Source organism: Asaia bogorensis NBRC 16594, from assembly GCF_001547995.1.
GTDB classification, from domain to species: domain Bacteria; phylum Pseudomonadota; class Alphaproteobacteria; order Acetobacterales; family Acetobacteraceae; genus Asaia; species Asaia bogorensis.
Map to the genome: position 1 here is coordinate 1,341,273 of NZ_AP014690.1, position 13,300 is coordinate 1,354,572.

Here is a 13,300-nt window from a genome sequence, read left to right on the forward strand (position 1 = left end):
CGGGCAGGGGTGAACGGGTTATCATGGCGCTAGCAATGTTTGTCGGGCTGCTTCTGACACTGGGAGCCGGGATCGGGGCGCAATGGGTGGCGTGGAAGTTCCGCCTTCCCGCCATTGTGCTCCTTTTTGCTCTTGGCCTCATTTTTGGGCCGGGGCTTGGAATACTTCATCCCTCGGCGGCTCTCGGATGGATTTTCCGCCCGCTTGTGTCCCTTCTGGTTGCCATCATCGTGTTCGAGGGCGGCTTGCTCCTCGACTTCCGCCAGCTGCGCGAGGCAGGCGAGGGGGTGACGCGCCTGACCATGCTGGCCCTGCCTATTTCCTGGGTTCTGGGCTGGTCGGCAGCGCATTACATCGCGCATATGGAATGGGGTGTGGCGGCGCTGTTTGGTGCCATTATCACCGTCACCGGCCCGACAGTCGTGCTGCCATTGCTGCGACATAACAAGCTGCAACCCCGTGTCGCCGCCTTTCTGCGCTGGGAAGCCATCATCAATGACCCGATTGGCGCCATTTTGGCGGCCGTCGTGCTGCAGGTGGTGGCGACACGCGTGCCGATCGGCACGGATGTCTTTCTCACCACGGTTCTGCCCGATCTTCTGGCTTCGACGGCGGAATCCCTCGCTGTCGGTATCCTGCCAGCTTATCTGGTGCGGTATCTGTTTGTGCGCGACCTCATGCCAGAGCCGCTCAAGACGCCTCTGCTGCTCACGCTGGCGCTGCTGATTTTCAGCATCTGCAACATGAGCATGGAGGGCGCAGGCCTTGTGGGCGCGACCGTCTTTGGGATGGCGCTCACCAATCTGCATGTTCCCGGCCTGTCTGAGTTGCGACGCATGAAGGAATCCCTTGTGGTTCTGGTGGTGGCTGTGCTGTTCATCATGCTGACCGCCGATCTGCATCGCGAGGTGCTGGCGCATCTGTCCCTGCCAATCTGCCTGCTGACCGCAGCCGTCATGTTCGGCGTACGGCCGCTTGCCATTTTCCTCTCCACCATAGGGACGGGGCTCAAATGGCAGGAGAGGCTGTTTGTCGCCTGGATCGCGCCGCGCGGTATTGTGGCCGCCGCTGTGGCTGGTGCCGCGGGGTATCGTATGACCGATGCCGGGTATCACAGTGCTGATCTGATCATGCCCGCCGTTTTCGCCATTATCGGCGGAACCATGATCTTTCACGGCTTCTCCCTCCGGCCGATCGCCCGCTATCTTAAGCTCACGCTCTCCAATGAACCGGCCCTTGCCATTGTTGGGGCTTCACCCTGGTCGATCGATCTGGCGAAATGCCTGAGCAAGAACGGTATTCCGATCCTTCTGGTCGATAACCGCTCCAACACGCTTATCTCCGCCATGCGTCAGGGCGTGCCGGTCCTGCGGGCTGAACTGCTTTCACAGTACGGCGAGGAAGCCCTTGAGGAGCGTCCGGCGGATTATCTGATTTCGACCACGGCGGATGCCATTTATAACGGGCTGGTCTGTGCCCATATGGCGCCCCATATGGGACGTCAGCGCGTGTTCCAGATCAGCCCCGGCGTGGCGCGCCTCGATTTCTATCACGGCCTCTCACGTGATGCCCGGGGCAAGCTGCTGGGTGATCCGTCATGGAACTTCACCCTGATCGACATGCTCTTCGACAAGGGGTGGCGGTTCACAACGGCAGTGGCCGACGAGGCGAGCGCAGCAAGCTTTGGCGCCGTGTCGAACCGTCTTGATTTTCTATCGATACGCCGGGGCCAGTCGATCACGATACGCTCGGCGGAAGACGAGTTTCCCGTCAGTCCCGCCATTGGTGACATGCTGGTCTTCATGACACCCCCTGCACCGCCAGCCGAGGCGGAGCCCGTTGCTGCGCCAGTCGAGGGGACGCCGCTACACGCATGACGTTACGGCCCTGTGATAAGCAGGGCCGTAACACGCCCTAGTCCGGTCGGACCTCAATGCCGGCATGACCAGAGGCAATAGTCCGGCGCAGCAGGCATTCCTCGAGGGCGATACAGCCCTCCGTTGCGCCGCTGGTGGGGGGCAGGTGCAGGAAGATGGCCGAGCCGCGGCCTGGAACAGCCGGGCTGTCATTCCATCCCAGTACGACGCATAGATCGTAGCAATGATCCTCGCGCCACAGCTTCTCATGTCGCGCCGGGTGAGGCAGCGTGATCTGCCGGTTGTAGTCAGGGTGAGTTGGGTCATCGCACCAGCCATCATTCGGCGCGAGTGCCTCGATGCGTAACGCGGTGACAGGTCTTTCAACGCGATCAGCCCGATAGAAGACGTGCCTGAAGGTAAGGAAGCCGATTGGCGTTGCCATGTCGCCTTCGCTCTTGTCCTGTCTTGTGCCAGCCGCGCCGATCAGGGCGGGGAGGGGCTCTCCTTCAAGGAAAAGGGTCGCGCGAGACCCGTTTGCATGTCGCAGGATGACAGTCATGTCACAAACCTCACGTCTGAACATTAATTTATGAGTAATTGCCGTCTAAAGGCCGGTATCACGCCAGGGGAGGCGTCTGATCGGATTGGCGTTATCACGATATCCGTGTAAGGCTCACAATCAAAACAAGGGTCTTTCTTCCTTGAGAAGTCAGGTCTTGGCTCAGGGGTGTCGTCCCCAGCTGGAGAGAGAAGGTTATACATGCCTGGTCCGCGTCCTGTCCTTATTGTTGACGATGACGATACGCTTCGCCAACTCCTGGTCGAACAGCTCAAGCTCGAAGGCGAGTTCGAACCGATCCAGGCAGTATCTGTTGCCGATGCCAAGGAAAAACTCGGCGTTCCCGATGTGCGTGTCGATGCGATCCTGCTCGATGTGACGCTTCCCGATGGCGATGGCCGCGATTTCTGCGCCGAGCTCCGCCGTCAGGGTATTCGCATGCCGATCATCATTCTGACTGGCTCGGACGACGAGGCCGATGTGGTGCGTGGTCTGGATGCGGGCGCGAATGACTACGTGGCCAAGCCGTTCCGTATTGCCGAGTTGCTGGCGCGCCTGCGTGCCCAGCTTCGTCTGTTTGAAAACAGCGAGGATGCCGTTTTCCCGATCGGGCCGTATCTGTTTCGTCCTTCCTCCAAGATTCTTCAGGAACCGGCCAAGAACCGCCGCATTCGCCTGACGGAGAAGGAAGCCGCGATCCTGAAATATCTGTATCGTGCCGGGCATCGCCCAATTGCCCGCCAGGTGCTCCTCAACGAGGTCTGGGGCTATAACGCAGCTGTCACGACCCATACGCTTGAGACGCATATCTATCGTCTGCGTCAGAAAATAGAGCCCGATCCGGCAAACGCATCGCTGCTGCTGACTGAGGGCGGTGGTTACCGTCTCAATCCGGAAGGCAGTGATGCGCTGATGGGCTGAGAGTCCTGTCTGCATAACACGCTATTCAAAACCCCGGTCCTGCAAAGGCCGGGGTTTTTGTTTAACGCTCTGGTGGGGCGCGCGCAGTGCCATGCGAGGGGCCGCCCCGTCACGAGGGAGGCCCGACCGGTTATCCCGGGGTCATGCGGCAGACAGATCGAGATCGAACACCACCGGGACATGATCCGATGGGCTGTCCCAGTCTCTTACGTCTCTCAACACGTTGAGGTTCGTGAGTGCTGGCTGCAGATCCGGCGTCAGCCATACATGGTCGAGGCGCCGCCCCCGGTTTGAAAGCTTCCAATCGCGATTGCGATAGGACCACCACGTATAGAGTTTCTCCTGTGGCGGGACGACCAGCCTCATGGCATCGACAAACCCGGTCGCCGCCCAGGCATTGAGCCGTTCGATCTCGGGTGGCGTATGACTCACCACGGTCGAGAGCTGCTTGTGGCTCCACACGTCATGTTCGAGCGGGGCGATATTCAGGTCACCAACCACGATGGACCGTATCGGCGGATTCTCACGAAACCAGGCCGTCACCTCAGTGAGAAAAGCCAGTTTATGGGCAAATTTGTCGTTGACCGCCGGATCGGGAATGTCGCCGCCCGCTGGAACATAGAAGTCATGAAGCATGACAGGGCCGGTTGTGGTGTCGATGACGACGCCGATATGCCGTGTATCGCTCTTGCCGCACCAGTCGGGCGTTGCTTCGATCGGCCTGATGGGATGGCGCGAGAGAATCGCGACCCCGTTATATCCCTTCATGCCCAGGAAATGCTGATGATCGTAGCCGAGCTCACGCAAGGGGGCTGCGGGAAACAAGGCGTCGGGGACCTTTGTCTCCTGTAGGCAGATGATATCGGGCGCCTGTTCCTCACCAAGGCGCTGAAGCAGGGGCAGCCTCAGGCGCAACGAATTGATATTCCACGTCATCAGCCGCATGGCGCAGTGTCCTTCAATTTGGCAGGAAGTGCAGCAAAGCCTCTTGCTGTGCGGCTGCAATAAACCATTTAAACAGGCATGACACCTGCGATTTACAACTCTCTCCTGACGCTCGATTCTCACATCGATATTCCGTGGCCCGACCGGGGCGATTTCGCCACCGGGTCACCTGATCGCCAGGTCGATCTGCCAAAGCTGCGTGAGGGCGGTCTCAAGGCTGTCTGTCTGGCCGCTTATATTCCGCAGACTGTGCTTGCGCCGGCGGAGCGGCAGGCTGCCTGGGAGCGGGCTCAGGCCATGCTTGGCGTGATCAACGGTCTTTCGGGCCCCGGCGTTGCGGTTTGCCGGACGGCAGCAGCCGTCAAGGACGCTGTCTCTTCGAGCAACGTCGCCATCGTGCCGGCAGTGGAGAACGGGCATGCGCTGGGTGGTGACATCTCCCGGATCAGTGCTTTGGCGGCACTGGGCGTGCGGTATATGACGCTCACCCATAACGGACATAACGATCTGGCGGATGCCGCCATTCCCCTGCCGGCTCTAGGGAATGACAAGAGCCTTCATCACGGACTTTCCCCCCTGGGACGTGAGGCAATTGCCTCGATGAACGCACATGGGATCATGGTGGATGTCTCCCATGCGGCAAAGACGACCATGATGCAGGCAACTGAAATTTCGGCTGTGCCGATCGTGGCGAGCCATTCCTGTGCCCGCGCCCTTTGCGACCATCCACGCAATCTGGATGACGAGCAGCTTCTGCGGCTGCGTGATACGGGTGGTGTGATCCAGATCACGGCCATGTCCTCGTTTCTCGTTCCCGCTGCCACCGGCAAGGCGGGTGTTGCCGATCTGGCGCGTCACGTGCGCTATGTTGCGGACCTGATTGGCGTGGACCATGTGGGTGTGTCCTCCGATTTTGATGGTGGCGGACGCATTCAGGGCTGGGCCGATGCTGGACAATCCCCGGCGGTAACCGAAGCGCTGGTCGAACAGGGGTTCAGCGAAGCCGAACTGGCGAAGATATGGGGCGGCAATTTCCTGCGCGTTCTCGCGCAAGCCGAACGGGTCTGAAGGCAACTTCGAACAAAACAGGATCGTTCTAGCCGGAGCAGCCCGGAAATTTGTCCACTTTCAGGGCAGTTCCGGGATTGACTCCCTGTATTTCCAACGTCTTGGCGCTGTTTCTTCGATCCGGATAGGCAAAATTGTTGATTTTCAACGTCTTAGCATTAAATGCCCAAAATTTAGGCAAAGCGTCGCAAAGCGCGCCAAACTGCGCCCGTCATCAATTTGTCACGCGATGCCCCACAGACTTATCCACAGGTTCCGTGGATGAACTTGTGTTCAGCCTGGGCAATGGCGTCCTGTGATGAAGACCACGCAAACTGACCCCTCTGTTCGTGATGCTCAGGCTGTTGATACCGCTGAACAGCCTACCCGCAAGGAGGGCGCAGAGGCCATAAGAGAAGCGCTGAAAACCATCCCGTTCACGCCCGGCGTCTATCGCATGCTGGGAGAGAAGGGAGAGGTACTGTATGTTGGCAAGGCGCTTAGCCTTAAAAAGCGTGTGTCGTCCTATCTCCGTCTCAACCAGTTGCCGGAGCGGCTGCGCCGCATGGTGAGCCTTACACGATCGATGGAGATCGTGACGACGCGCACCGAGGCCGAGGCGCTGCTTCTTGAGGCCAACTACATTAAGAAGATGAAGCCACGCTTCAACATCCTCCTGCGCGATGACAAATCCTATCCCTGGATCATGCTGACCGAGGGGCATGAGTTTCCGCAGATTACCAAGCAGCGTGGCCGCCCGGTCAAGAATGCCACCTATTGGGGGCCGTTTGCCTCGGCCTGGGCTGTTAATCAGACGCTGAACCTGATCCAGCGCAGTTTTCTGCTGCGTTCCTGCAGCGATGCCGTTTTGTCGTCACGCACACGACCTTGCCTGCTGTTCCAGATCCGTCGGTGCTCCGCACCCTGTGTAGACAGGGTGACACCGGGGCAATATGCCGAGCTGGTGGATGAGACGAAACAATTCCTCTCGGGCAAGAGCACGGATGTGCATAAGACACTTGTCGAGGAGATGGAAAGAGCCTCTGAAGCGCTCGAATTTGAGCGTGCAGCGGCCATACGCGATCGTATCCGTGGGTTCTCCAGCATGCAGGAATCGGGGATCATCAACCCGGCCTCGATTGGCGATGCTGACATCATTGCACTCTGGCAGGAGGCGGGACGGACCTGCATCCAGGTTTTCTTCATCCGTAATTCCCGTAACAACGGAAATCGGGCTTTCTTCCCTGATCATGCGGAGGAGGAGAGTGCGGCAGATATTCTCGCAGCCTTCCTGCTGCAGTTCTATGATGACAAACCCCCACCACCCCAAATCCTGCTTAACAGCGACCCTGCGGAGCTCGACCTCGTTTCGGAGGCGCTGAGTCTCAAGCGCGGGCGCAAGGTGGAACTGTTGCAGCCACAGCGTGGCGAGCGGCGCGACGTGGTTCGTCACGCCGAAACCAATGCGCGTGAAGCACTCGAGCGGCGACTGGCAGAGAGCGCTGGTGTCAGCAAGCTGCTCAACGGTGTGGCGGGCGTCTTCGGGCTGGCAGAGCCGCCGAAGCGGATTGAGACCTATGATAACTCCCACATCATGGGGCAGCACGCTTACGGTGTTATGGTGGTGGGCGGGCCGGAAGGGTTCGTCAAGCGCGCCTATCGCAAGTTTGCCATCAAGGGGCCCGTCACGCCTGGTGACGATTTTGGCATGATGCGTGAGGTGATGGAGCGGCGCTTTGGCCGTCGCGATCCCGAAGCACCGGAGGCCCGCCCGGAAGACTGGCCTGATCTCCTGCTGATCGATGGCGGGCTGGGGCAGTTCAATGCTGTCCGGGCCGTTCTGGAAGATCTGAATGTGCGCGATATTCCTATCGTGGCCATCGCCAAAGGGCCGGACCGCGATGCGGGGCGTGAGTGGTTCTTTCAGGAGGGGCGCACGCCATTCCAGTTGCCGCCGAATGATCCAGTTCTTTACTACCTTCAGCGCCTGCGGGATGAAGCGCACCGCTTCGCCATCACGACGCACAGGGCAGGGCGTAGCAAGGCCATCAAGGTGTCAGAGCTCGATAGCGTGCCGGGTGTTGGTGCCGTGCGCAAGCGCGCCCTTCTGACGCGGTTCGGCTCGGTGCGTGGTGTCCGTGGCGCCAGCCTGGAGGAGCTTGTCTCGGTATCGGGAATCAATTCAGAGACTGCCCGCACGATTTACGAGTTTTTTCACCCGCAATGATGCGCGAGAAGCTATGAAGAACCACCATGAGCGTCCTATCATGGTGCGTAATTTCATCTCCATGTGTTTTCTGACTTGAAGGCAGCTCCGGGAAAGATTCATGCTGACAGATCTGCCCAACATCCTGACCCTGCTGCGTATCGCGTCGATCCCGGTGCTGATCGCGCTGATTGCGTTCAATAATGCCTGGACGGACGGGATTGCCTGCGTGCTGTATATCGCGGCTTGCATTACCGACTATCTGGACGGGATGCTGGCGCGTCGCTGGAAACAGGGGTCGGAACTGGGTCGCATGATGGACCCGATTGCTGACAAGCTGCTCGTGGGGGCCCTGCTGCTCGCTCTGGCGGGATATGGCAGGCTGGTGGACGGTGCCCTGTTTGCAGCAATTATCATTCTCGTGCGGGAGATCATGGTAAGTGGTCTGCGCGAATTCATGGCCAGTCAGCGCGCAACACTCCCTTCGACCCGCCTCGCCAAGTGGAAAACAGGCATCCAGATGGTCGCGATCGGCTGCCTGCTGGCTGGGGACGTCATGCCAAGACAGATCGGGCTCGGTGCGATTTCCTTTACCCATCTTGGTGCAGTGATGCTCTGGGTTTCGGTGGTACCGACGGTGATGAGTGGGTGGGGCTATCTGGTAACCGGTCTCGCAAAAATGCTTGGAACCGGCACAAACGGTTCTTCAGCCAAACTCACGCACTAGTATTGTGCGCTATACATGTTCTGTATCTGGCATTGTCGTCAGGGGCGTCTTAAAAGGGACGCAAAGACATCCCTGGAGTAGATGATGAGAAAGGCCGCTCTTTTAGCGATCCCAGTTTTGTTGAGTGGCTGTTCCGGTCTCGGGAAATCCCTCCATGACACGGTTACCTTGCCGGGTGCCAATCCAAACATGCCGAAGGGCATTTCGGAGAATATGGAGAAGGTCCGCGGGCACGCCTACATGGCGATGCCGCTACTGCCCGAAAACGGAAATGTCTGGCCCGGTGCTCCGCAACCCTTGCCTACCTTGCGCGACGTCGAGGCCTCGCCTAACGGCCTGCGGGATGCCCTGGCAGACACCAACAGCTACTTCGGCTCCATGACGAAAAGCCATGGTGCGAGTAATGGGAGCAGCATCCAGCTGGGAGACGGGGGCACCATCGAGATGGGTGAACATGATGGCGTCGTGAATGGCGTTCGCTCTGCGTCTCGCCCGTCGCTCTCTTCCTCGGTTGAGGATAATGCGCACAAATATCTTGCTCCAAGCCATAGCGGCACCATTGTGATCCCGAATGGTGACGGAACAAGCACCCTTATATCGCCGGACGGTTCGGTGCGCGTCACCAAGGATAAGGCGGCTCACTGACCGGACACTCGGCCTGACCCTGGGTGATCTCCAGGTAAGAAACAGGGCAGGTCGAGTGAGGATTGCCACATGCTGGATTTATGGCCGGTAGAGTGCGCCCGGTTCGGCAACGATTGCGCACGCCCGGCATAGTTTAGTGCGCCTCAAAGAGTGATCAGACACCTCAACGACTGGGCTCGACCAAAAGCCTGCTGTGTTGAGCGCGGGTGATACGGCGACACCGGACCAACCGCAAAGCCCGAGAATGGCCTCTCCATTTCGTATGATCTCGGGCCGGTCATGATGCTGGGAAGAGCAGAGTCCTCGCAGCAGCATGCGGCTGGGTGGCCATTTCGATGGTTCGGCCCGATTACGTCGAAACTTGCATGCGAAAGTCCCGTCCTGCGATCAGAAGGAATTCGGCAAAATGGATGGGTGAGACGTTGCCTCTCTGCTGAGGCGAGGTCTCGTGAACTACTTGAACGCTGATGGGCTGAGGCTTCTGATTATCGAGAGAGGTACGCCTCCGCCTGAGGGTGACACATCGAACTTGATCCATTGTGGCTAACGGCTGCGCTGACGCTTGGTGATCGTAGAGCGCTCCATGATGGAGCGACAGATCACGACGATCTAGGTGTATCGCTCCACACACGCTGTTGCGAGAGGCCTCGCCGCCATATCCTGCTGCGTTTCCGCACTCCCGGCCACGCTCAAGGCGTCAATATAGCAGAGGGCATAGATCTCTGCATCGGAGTTCTTCCACCCCGACACCGGTGCGCGCCCCGCGTTGCCCCACGAGGCCTGACGCGACCCTGGCCCTTCAGCAAATGCAAGCCTCCTGAGCCCGCACGACTTCATGATTGCTCGCCATATCTCTGTTCGAAGTCTGGAGCGATGTACACTTATCCTGGACAGAAGCCCTTTCTTGTCAGGGTCGGGAGGTAGACATCGCTAAGTGCCTGTTTGGAAACTGCGTCTGAGCCCGACAAATGGTCGGGTGGCCCATTTAGCTTTTGCGCAAATGCCCTGATTTCCGCTGCTTCGTGACCGTCAATTGCTCGGTGCAGCTGCCAGGGGCCATTATCAGGGGACTTTCCAAACAGGCTCTATGGGGCTGGGCGGTTATGAGAACGGTCAGTTGTACTGACGGTAAAGCCCGATCAGCACGCCCTGGATGCGGACACGGCTTTGAGGAAATATCTGCGTCTCATAGGCGGGATTGGCAGGCTCCAGAGCAATCGACTGGCCCTTCTGGCGCAGGCGTTTGAGTGTCACCTCCTGATTATCCACCAGCGCCACAACGATCTTGCCGTTCTCCGCCGTCTCGGCCTGGCGAATGATGACGATATCACCGTCGAGGATGCCAGCCTCGATCATCGAATCACCTGATACATGTAGGGCGTAATGCTGCCCGTTAGTGAGTTGCGCCGCGGGGATATCAATCTGCTCTCCCTGATCGCGGAATGCCTCGATTGGCAAGCCGGCGGCGATACGGCCATAGAGCGGCACACCCACGACAGAACTCTGCGAGTCAGCCAAGCTGGAGGCCAGCGGCTTCGCCTGACTGTGAGCAAGGCGGGGAAAAGGACCAGCTTCTACGAGAGTATCACTCGTCACGGCCGTCACAGGCTGCGCCTCAGTGACCGGTAGGCGCAGTATTTCAAGCGCACGGGCCCGGTGATGATGGCGCCGCAGGAATCCACGCTCCTCAAGTGCTGAAATCAGCCGGTGAATGCCGGATTTGGACCGGAGTTCGAGCGCCTCCTTCATTTCGTCAAAAGAAGGCGAAAATCCTGTCCGCTTCAGATAGCCGTCGATATAAAGCAGGAGCTGGTGTTGCTTGCGTGTCAGCATGGGGTCCCTCTCTCCGTGGCGGGGGCGGCACTCGACCGTAACTGCCCGGAATCACAATGTTCTTATTAAGTTCTTGGTTCGATCTCTTCAAGATTTTTTCCCCGGAACATCAAAAATCATCCTCCGTTCGAGCGGAAACACTTGACCCGCGGGCGTAATAGAAGCATTTATGCGCCCAGCTTGAAAACGCTGCCGTTCATGTCGCGCGCAGCGACAGATCAGTTTGCGAGGACCCAATGGCCAAGACCAACGTCATCCAGATCCGTCTCGTTTCGACCGCGGATACCGGATATTTCTATGTCACCAAGAAGAACGCCCGCTCGGCGACCGGCAAGATGGAAGTGCGCAAGTACGACCCCGTCGTCCGCAAGCATGTTGCGTTCCGCGAAGCCAAGATCAAGTAAGATCGGCTGACGCTGACGGAAAAGAAAAGCGGCCTTCGGGCCGCTTTTTTTGTGCCTGCTAGCTGTCGATCGGGGAAAGGGGCGGTCCAGACTTCATGCGGGGCCGTGACTCACCCAGTCGACACCTGGTCCGGCTTGATGGCCGTCAGCTTGAAGGAGAAGTTGGGGAGCACCCTTTTGCAAGCAAGGTTGCCGATGCATATGTCGGCAACGATACGGTAGAAGTGCATGCAGTCCGTTCAGTAAGGCCGTCGTGTTGAACTCAGGCGCGTGGGCGCTGGTTGCGCCGAGATGTATCACCACTTCGTCCCGAGGGCGCGAGCGTTACAGAACCCGCGCTGTTCGGCGTATAGTCACGAAAGATCCGGCAGGAGAAACCCGTCTCTGGGAGTTTTCAGTAGAGCTTTTCGTGCGGGCCATACGGAATGACCGTATCGCCATTACGGGCCAGATTCAGCATGGCGCGTGAGCGCTCATCCAGCATATCGGCGTCCAGGGCGCGCTCGTTCAGGCTGCCGATACGGCGCTTCCAGACGGCCTGTTCAGCGTCCGCATCTTTCTGGGCCTGAAGCGCCTGATCCATCAGTTTGAGCTGCTGGTGATAGGCCTTGATCCCGTGGTCGCCCTGAAGCGCGTTCCAGCCGAAATAGGCTGTGAGACCGAGAAACAGAGCCGGAGGGACAACGGCACGTACAAAACGACGGATAGCACGAACGATCTGCACGGGAACTCCATCAATCCAGTCACAACCTGCCTGAGCTAGACTAGCCTCAGCTTGCGATCGCTGACAATCGTGTAAACGCAATGAGGGAGAGAATGACTCTCTCCCCCATGCTTGCGTAGTGCAAAAAGGCTCAGGCGCGCGGGAGGATCGAGCGGCCTGCGTAACGGGCGGCGGTTGCCAGCTCGTTTTCAATGCGGATCAGCTGATTGTACTTTGCCGTGCGATCCGAGCGTGACAGCGAGCCCGTCTTGATCTGACCGCAATTGGTCGCCACCGCGAGATCAGCAATGATCGAATCTTCAGTCTCACCCGAGCGATGGCTCATGACGCACTTGTAGCCGGCGCGATGCGCGGTTTCCATGGCGCGGAGCGTTTCGGTCAGCGTGCCGATCTGGTTGACCTTCACCAGCAGCGCGTTGGCCGTGTTGTTCTCGATGCCACGCACCAGACGCTCGGTGTTGGTTACGAACAGATCGTCCCCGACGAGCTGCAGCTTGTGGCCAAGCTTTGCTGTCAGCTCTGCCCAGCCTTCCCAGTCGTCTTCTGCAAGGCCGTCTTCGATCGAAACGATCGGATAACGTGCTGCGAGATCGGCCAGGTAGTCGATCATGCCCGAGGAGTCGAGATCGCGGCCTTCGCCGTCCATCTTGTAACGGCCATCGCGATAGAATTCGGTGGCGGCACAATCAAGCGCGAAGGTGACGTCTTCACCGAGGCGGTAACCAGCACCTTCGACCGACTTCGAGATGAAGCCAAGCGCTTCGTCTGCCGACTTCAGACCCGGAGCAAAGCCGCCTTCGTCACCAACATTGGTGTTGTGGCCCGCTGCATGCAGGTTCTTCTTCAGATGAGCGAAGATTTCCGATCCCATACGAACGGCGTCCATGATCGTCGGTGCGCCGACCGGCTGGATCATGAATTCCTGGATGTCGATGGGGTTATCGGCATGCTGGCCACCATTGACGATGTTCATCATCGGCACGGGCAGGGTGTGCGCGAAAACGCCACCGACATAGCGATAGAGCGGGATATCCAGCTCAAGCGCGGTTGCCTTGGCGGTCGCCAGCGAGACGGCAAGGATCGAGTTGGCACCCAGACGCGCCTTGTTCGGCGTGCCGTCCAGCTCGATCATGGCTTCGTCGATGGCGATCTGATCCGACGATTCGGCGCCCTGCAGGGCGTCAAGGATCTCGCCTTCAGCGAAGGCAGCAGCCTTGAGAACGCCCTTGCCACCATAACGCGACTTGTCGCCGTCACGCAGCTCGACGGCCTCATGGGCACCGGTGGAGGCACCGGACGGAACAGCAGCGCGGCCCTTGGCACCCGAGGACAGTTCAACCTCGACTTCTACAGTCGGATTGCCACGGCTATCCAGAATCTCGCGAGCAATGATATCAATAATGGCGCTCATTTGGGGGCTCCCTGTTTGA

12 protein-coding genes are annotated in these 13,300 nt (G+C 58.9%); 7 read left to right on the plus strand and 5 right to left on the minus strand.

The window, feature by feature from the left end:
* Window positions 1–23 precede the first annotated feature (23 nt).
* Complete coding sequence (locus Asbog_RS05990; protein WP_062164434.1) at window positions 24–1,877, plus strand: cation:proton antiporter; 1,854 nt, start codon at window positions 24–26, stop codon at window positions 1,875–1,877.
* 37 nt (window positions 1,878–1,914) lie between these two features.
* On the opposite strand, the gene Asbog_RS05995 is transcribed toward Asbog_RS05990, so the two are convergent.
* Window positions 1,915–2,418, minus strand: coding sequence for a L,D-transpeptidase family protein (locus Asbog_RS05995; protein ID WP_083510737.1), 504 nt, complete (start codon window positions 2,416–2,418; stop codon window positions 1,915–1,917).
* 201 nt (window positions 2,419–2,619) lie between these two features.
* Between Asbog_RS05995 and Asbog_RS06000 the strand changes: the two genes are divergently transcribed.
* Window positions 2,620–3,339 (plus strand): response regulator transcription factor, encoded by a 720-nt coding sequence (locus tag Asbog_RS06000; protein ID WP_062164435.1) that lies wholly within the window; start codon window positions 2,620–2,622, stop codon window positions 3,337–3,339.
* A 141-nt stretch (window positions 3,340–3,480) separates the two neighbouring features.
* Here the strand turns inward: Asbog_RS06000 and Asbog_RS06005 are convergent, their stop codons facing one another.
* On the minus strand, window positions 3,481–4,284 hold the full coding sequence (locus tag Asbog_RS06005; RefSeq protein ID WP_062164436.1) for an exodeoxyribonuclease III: 804 nt from the start codon (window positions 4,282–4,284) through the stop codon (window positions 3,481–3,483).
* A gap of 78 nt (window positions 4,285–4,362) precedes the next feature.
* On the opposite strand from Asbog_RS06005, the gene Asbog_RS06010 reads away from it, so the two are divergent.
* The 4 genes from Asbog_RS06010 (at window position 4,363) to Asbog_RS06025 (ending at window position 8,909) form a co-directional block, all read left to right on the plus strand.
* On the plus strand, window positions 4,363–5,352 hold the full coding sequence (locus tag Asbog_RS06010; protein ID WP_062164437.1) for a dipeptidase: 990 nt from the start codon (window positions 4,363–4,365) through the stop codon (window positions 5,350–5,352).
* A 298-nt stretch (window positions 5,353–5,650) separates the two neighbouring features.
* Window positions 5,651–7,558, plus strand: coding sequence for an excinuclease ABC subunit UvrC (uvrC, locus tag Asbog_RS06015; RefSeq protein ID WP_062164438.1), 1,908 nt, complete (start codon window positions 5,651–5,653; stop codon window positions 7,556–7,558).
* 100 nt (window positions 7,559–7,658) lie between these two features.
* Window positions 7,659–8,264: a CDP-diacylglycerol--glycerol-3-phosphate 3-phosphatidyltransferase gene (gene pgsA, locus Asbog_RS06020; RefSeq protein ID WP_023977390.1), complete on the plus strand. Its 606-nt coding sequence runs from the start codon at window positions 7,659–7,661 to the stop codon at window positions 8,262–8,264.
* 240 nt (window positions 8,265–8,504) lie between these two features.
* On the plus strand, window positions 8,505–8,909 hold the full coding sequence (locus Asbog_RS06025; RefSeq protein ID WP_231944667.1) for a hypothetical protein: 405 nt from the start codon (window positions 8,505–8,507) through the stop codon (window positions 8,907–8,909).
* Between the two features lie 1,113 nt (window positions 8,910–10,022).
* Here the strand turns inward: Asbog_RS06025 and lexA are convergent.
* Entirely contained in the window at window positions 10,023–10,742 is a 720-nt protein-coding gene (gene lexA, locus Asbog_RS06035; protein WP_062164441.1) for a transcriptional repressor LexA, read from the minus strand.
* Between the two features lie 236 nt (window positions 10,743–10,978).
* On the opposite strand from lexA, the gene rpmG reads away from it, so the two are divergent.
* Window positions 10,979–11,146: a 50S ribosomal protein L33 gene (rpmG, locus tag Asbog_RS06040; protein ID WP_023977387.1), complete on the plus strand. Its 168-nt coding sequence runs from the start codon at window positions 10,979–10,981 to the stop codon at window positions 11,144–11,146.
* A 394-nt stretch (window positions 11,147–11,540) separates the two neighbouring features.
* Here rpmG and Asbog_RS06045 read toward each other — a convergent pair whose 3' ends face one another.
* Window positions 11,541–11,870, minus strand: a complete 330-nt coding sequence (locus tag Asbog_RS06045) for an FtsB family cell division protein (RefSeq protein ID WP_062164442.1) — start codon at window positions 11,868–11,870, stop codon at window positions 11,541–11,543.
* Between the two features lie 130 nt (window positions 11,871–12,000).
* Window positions 12,001–13,281 (minus strand): phosphopyruvate hydratase, encoded by a 1,281-nt coding sequence (gene eno / locus Asbog_RS06050; protein ID WP_062164443.1) that lies wholly within the window; start codon window positions 13,279–13,281, stop codon window positions 12,001–12,003.
* Between the last annotated feature and the right edge of the window lie 19 nt (window positions 13,282–13,300).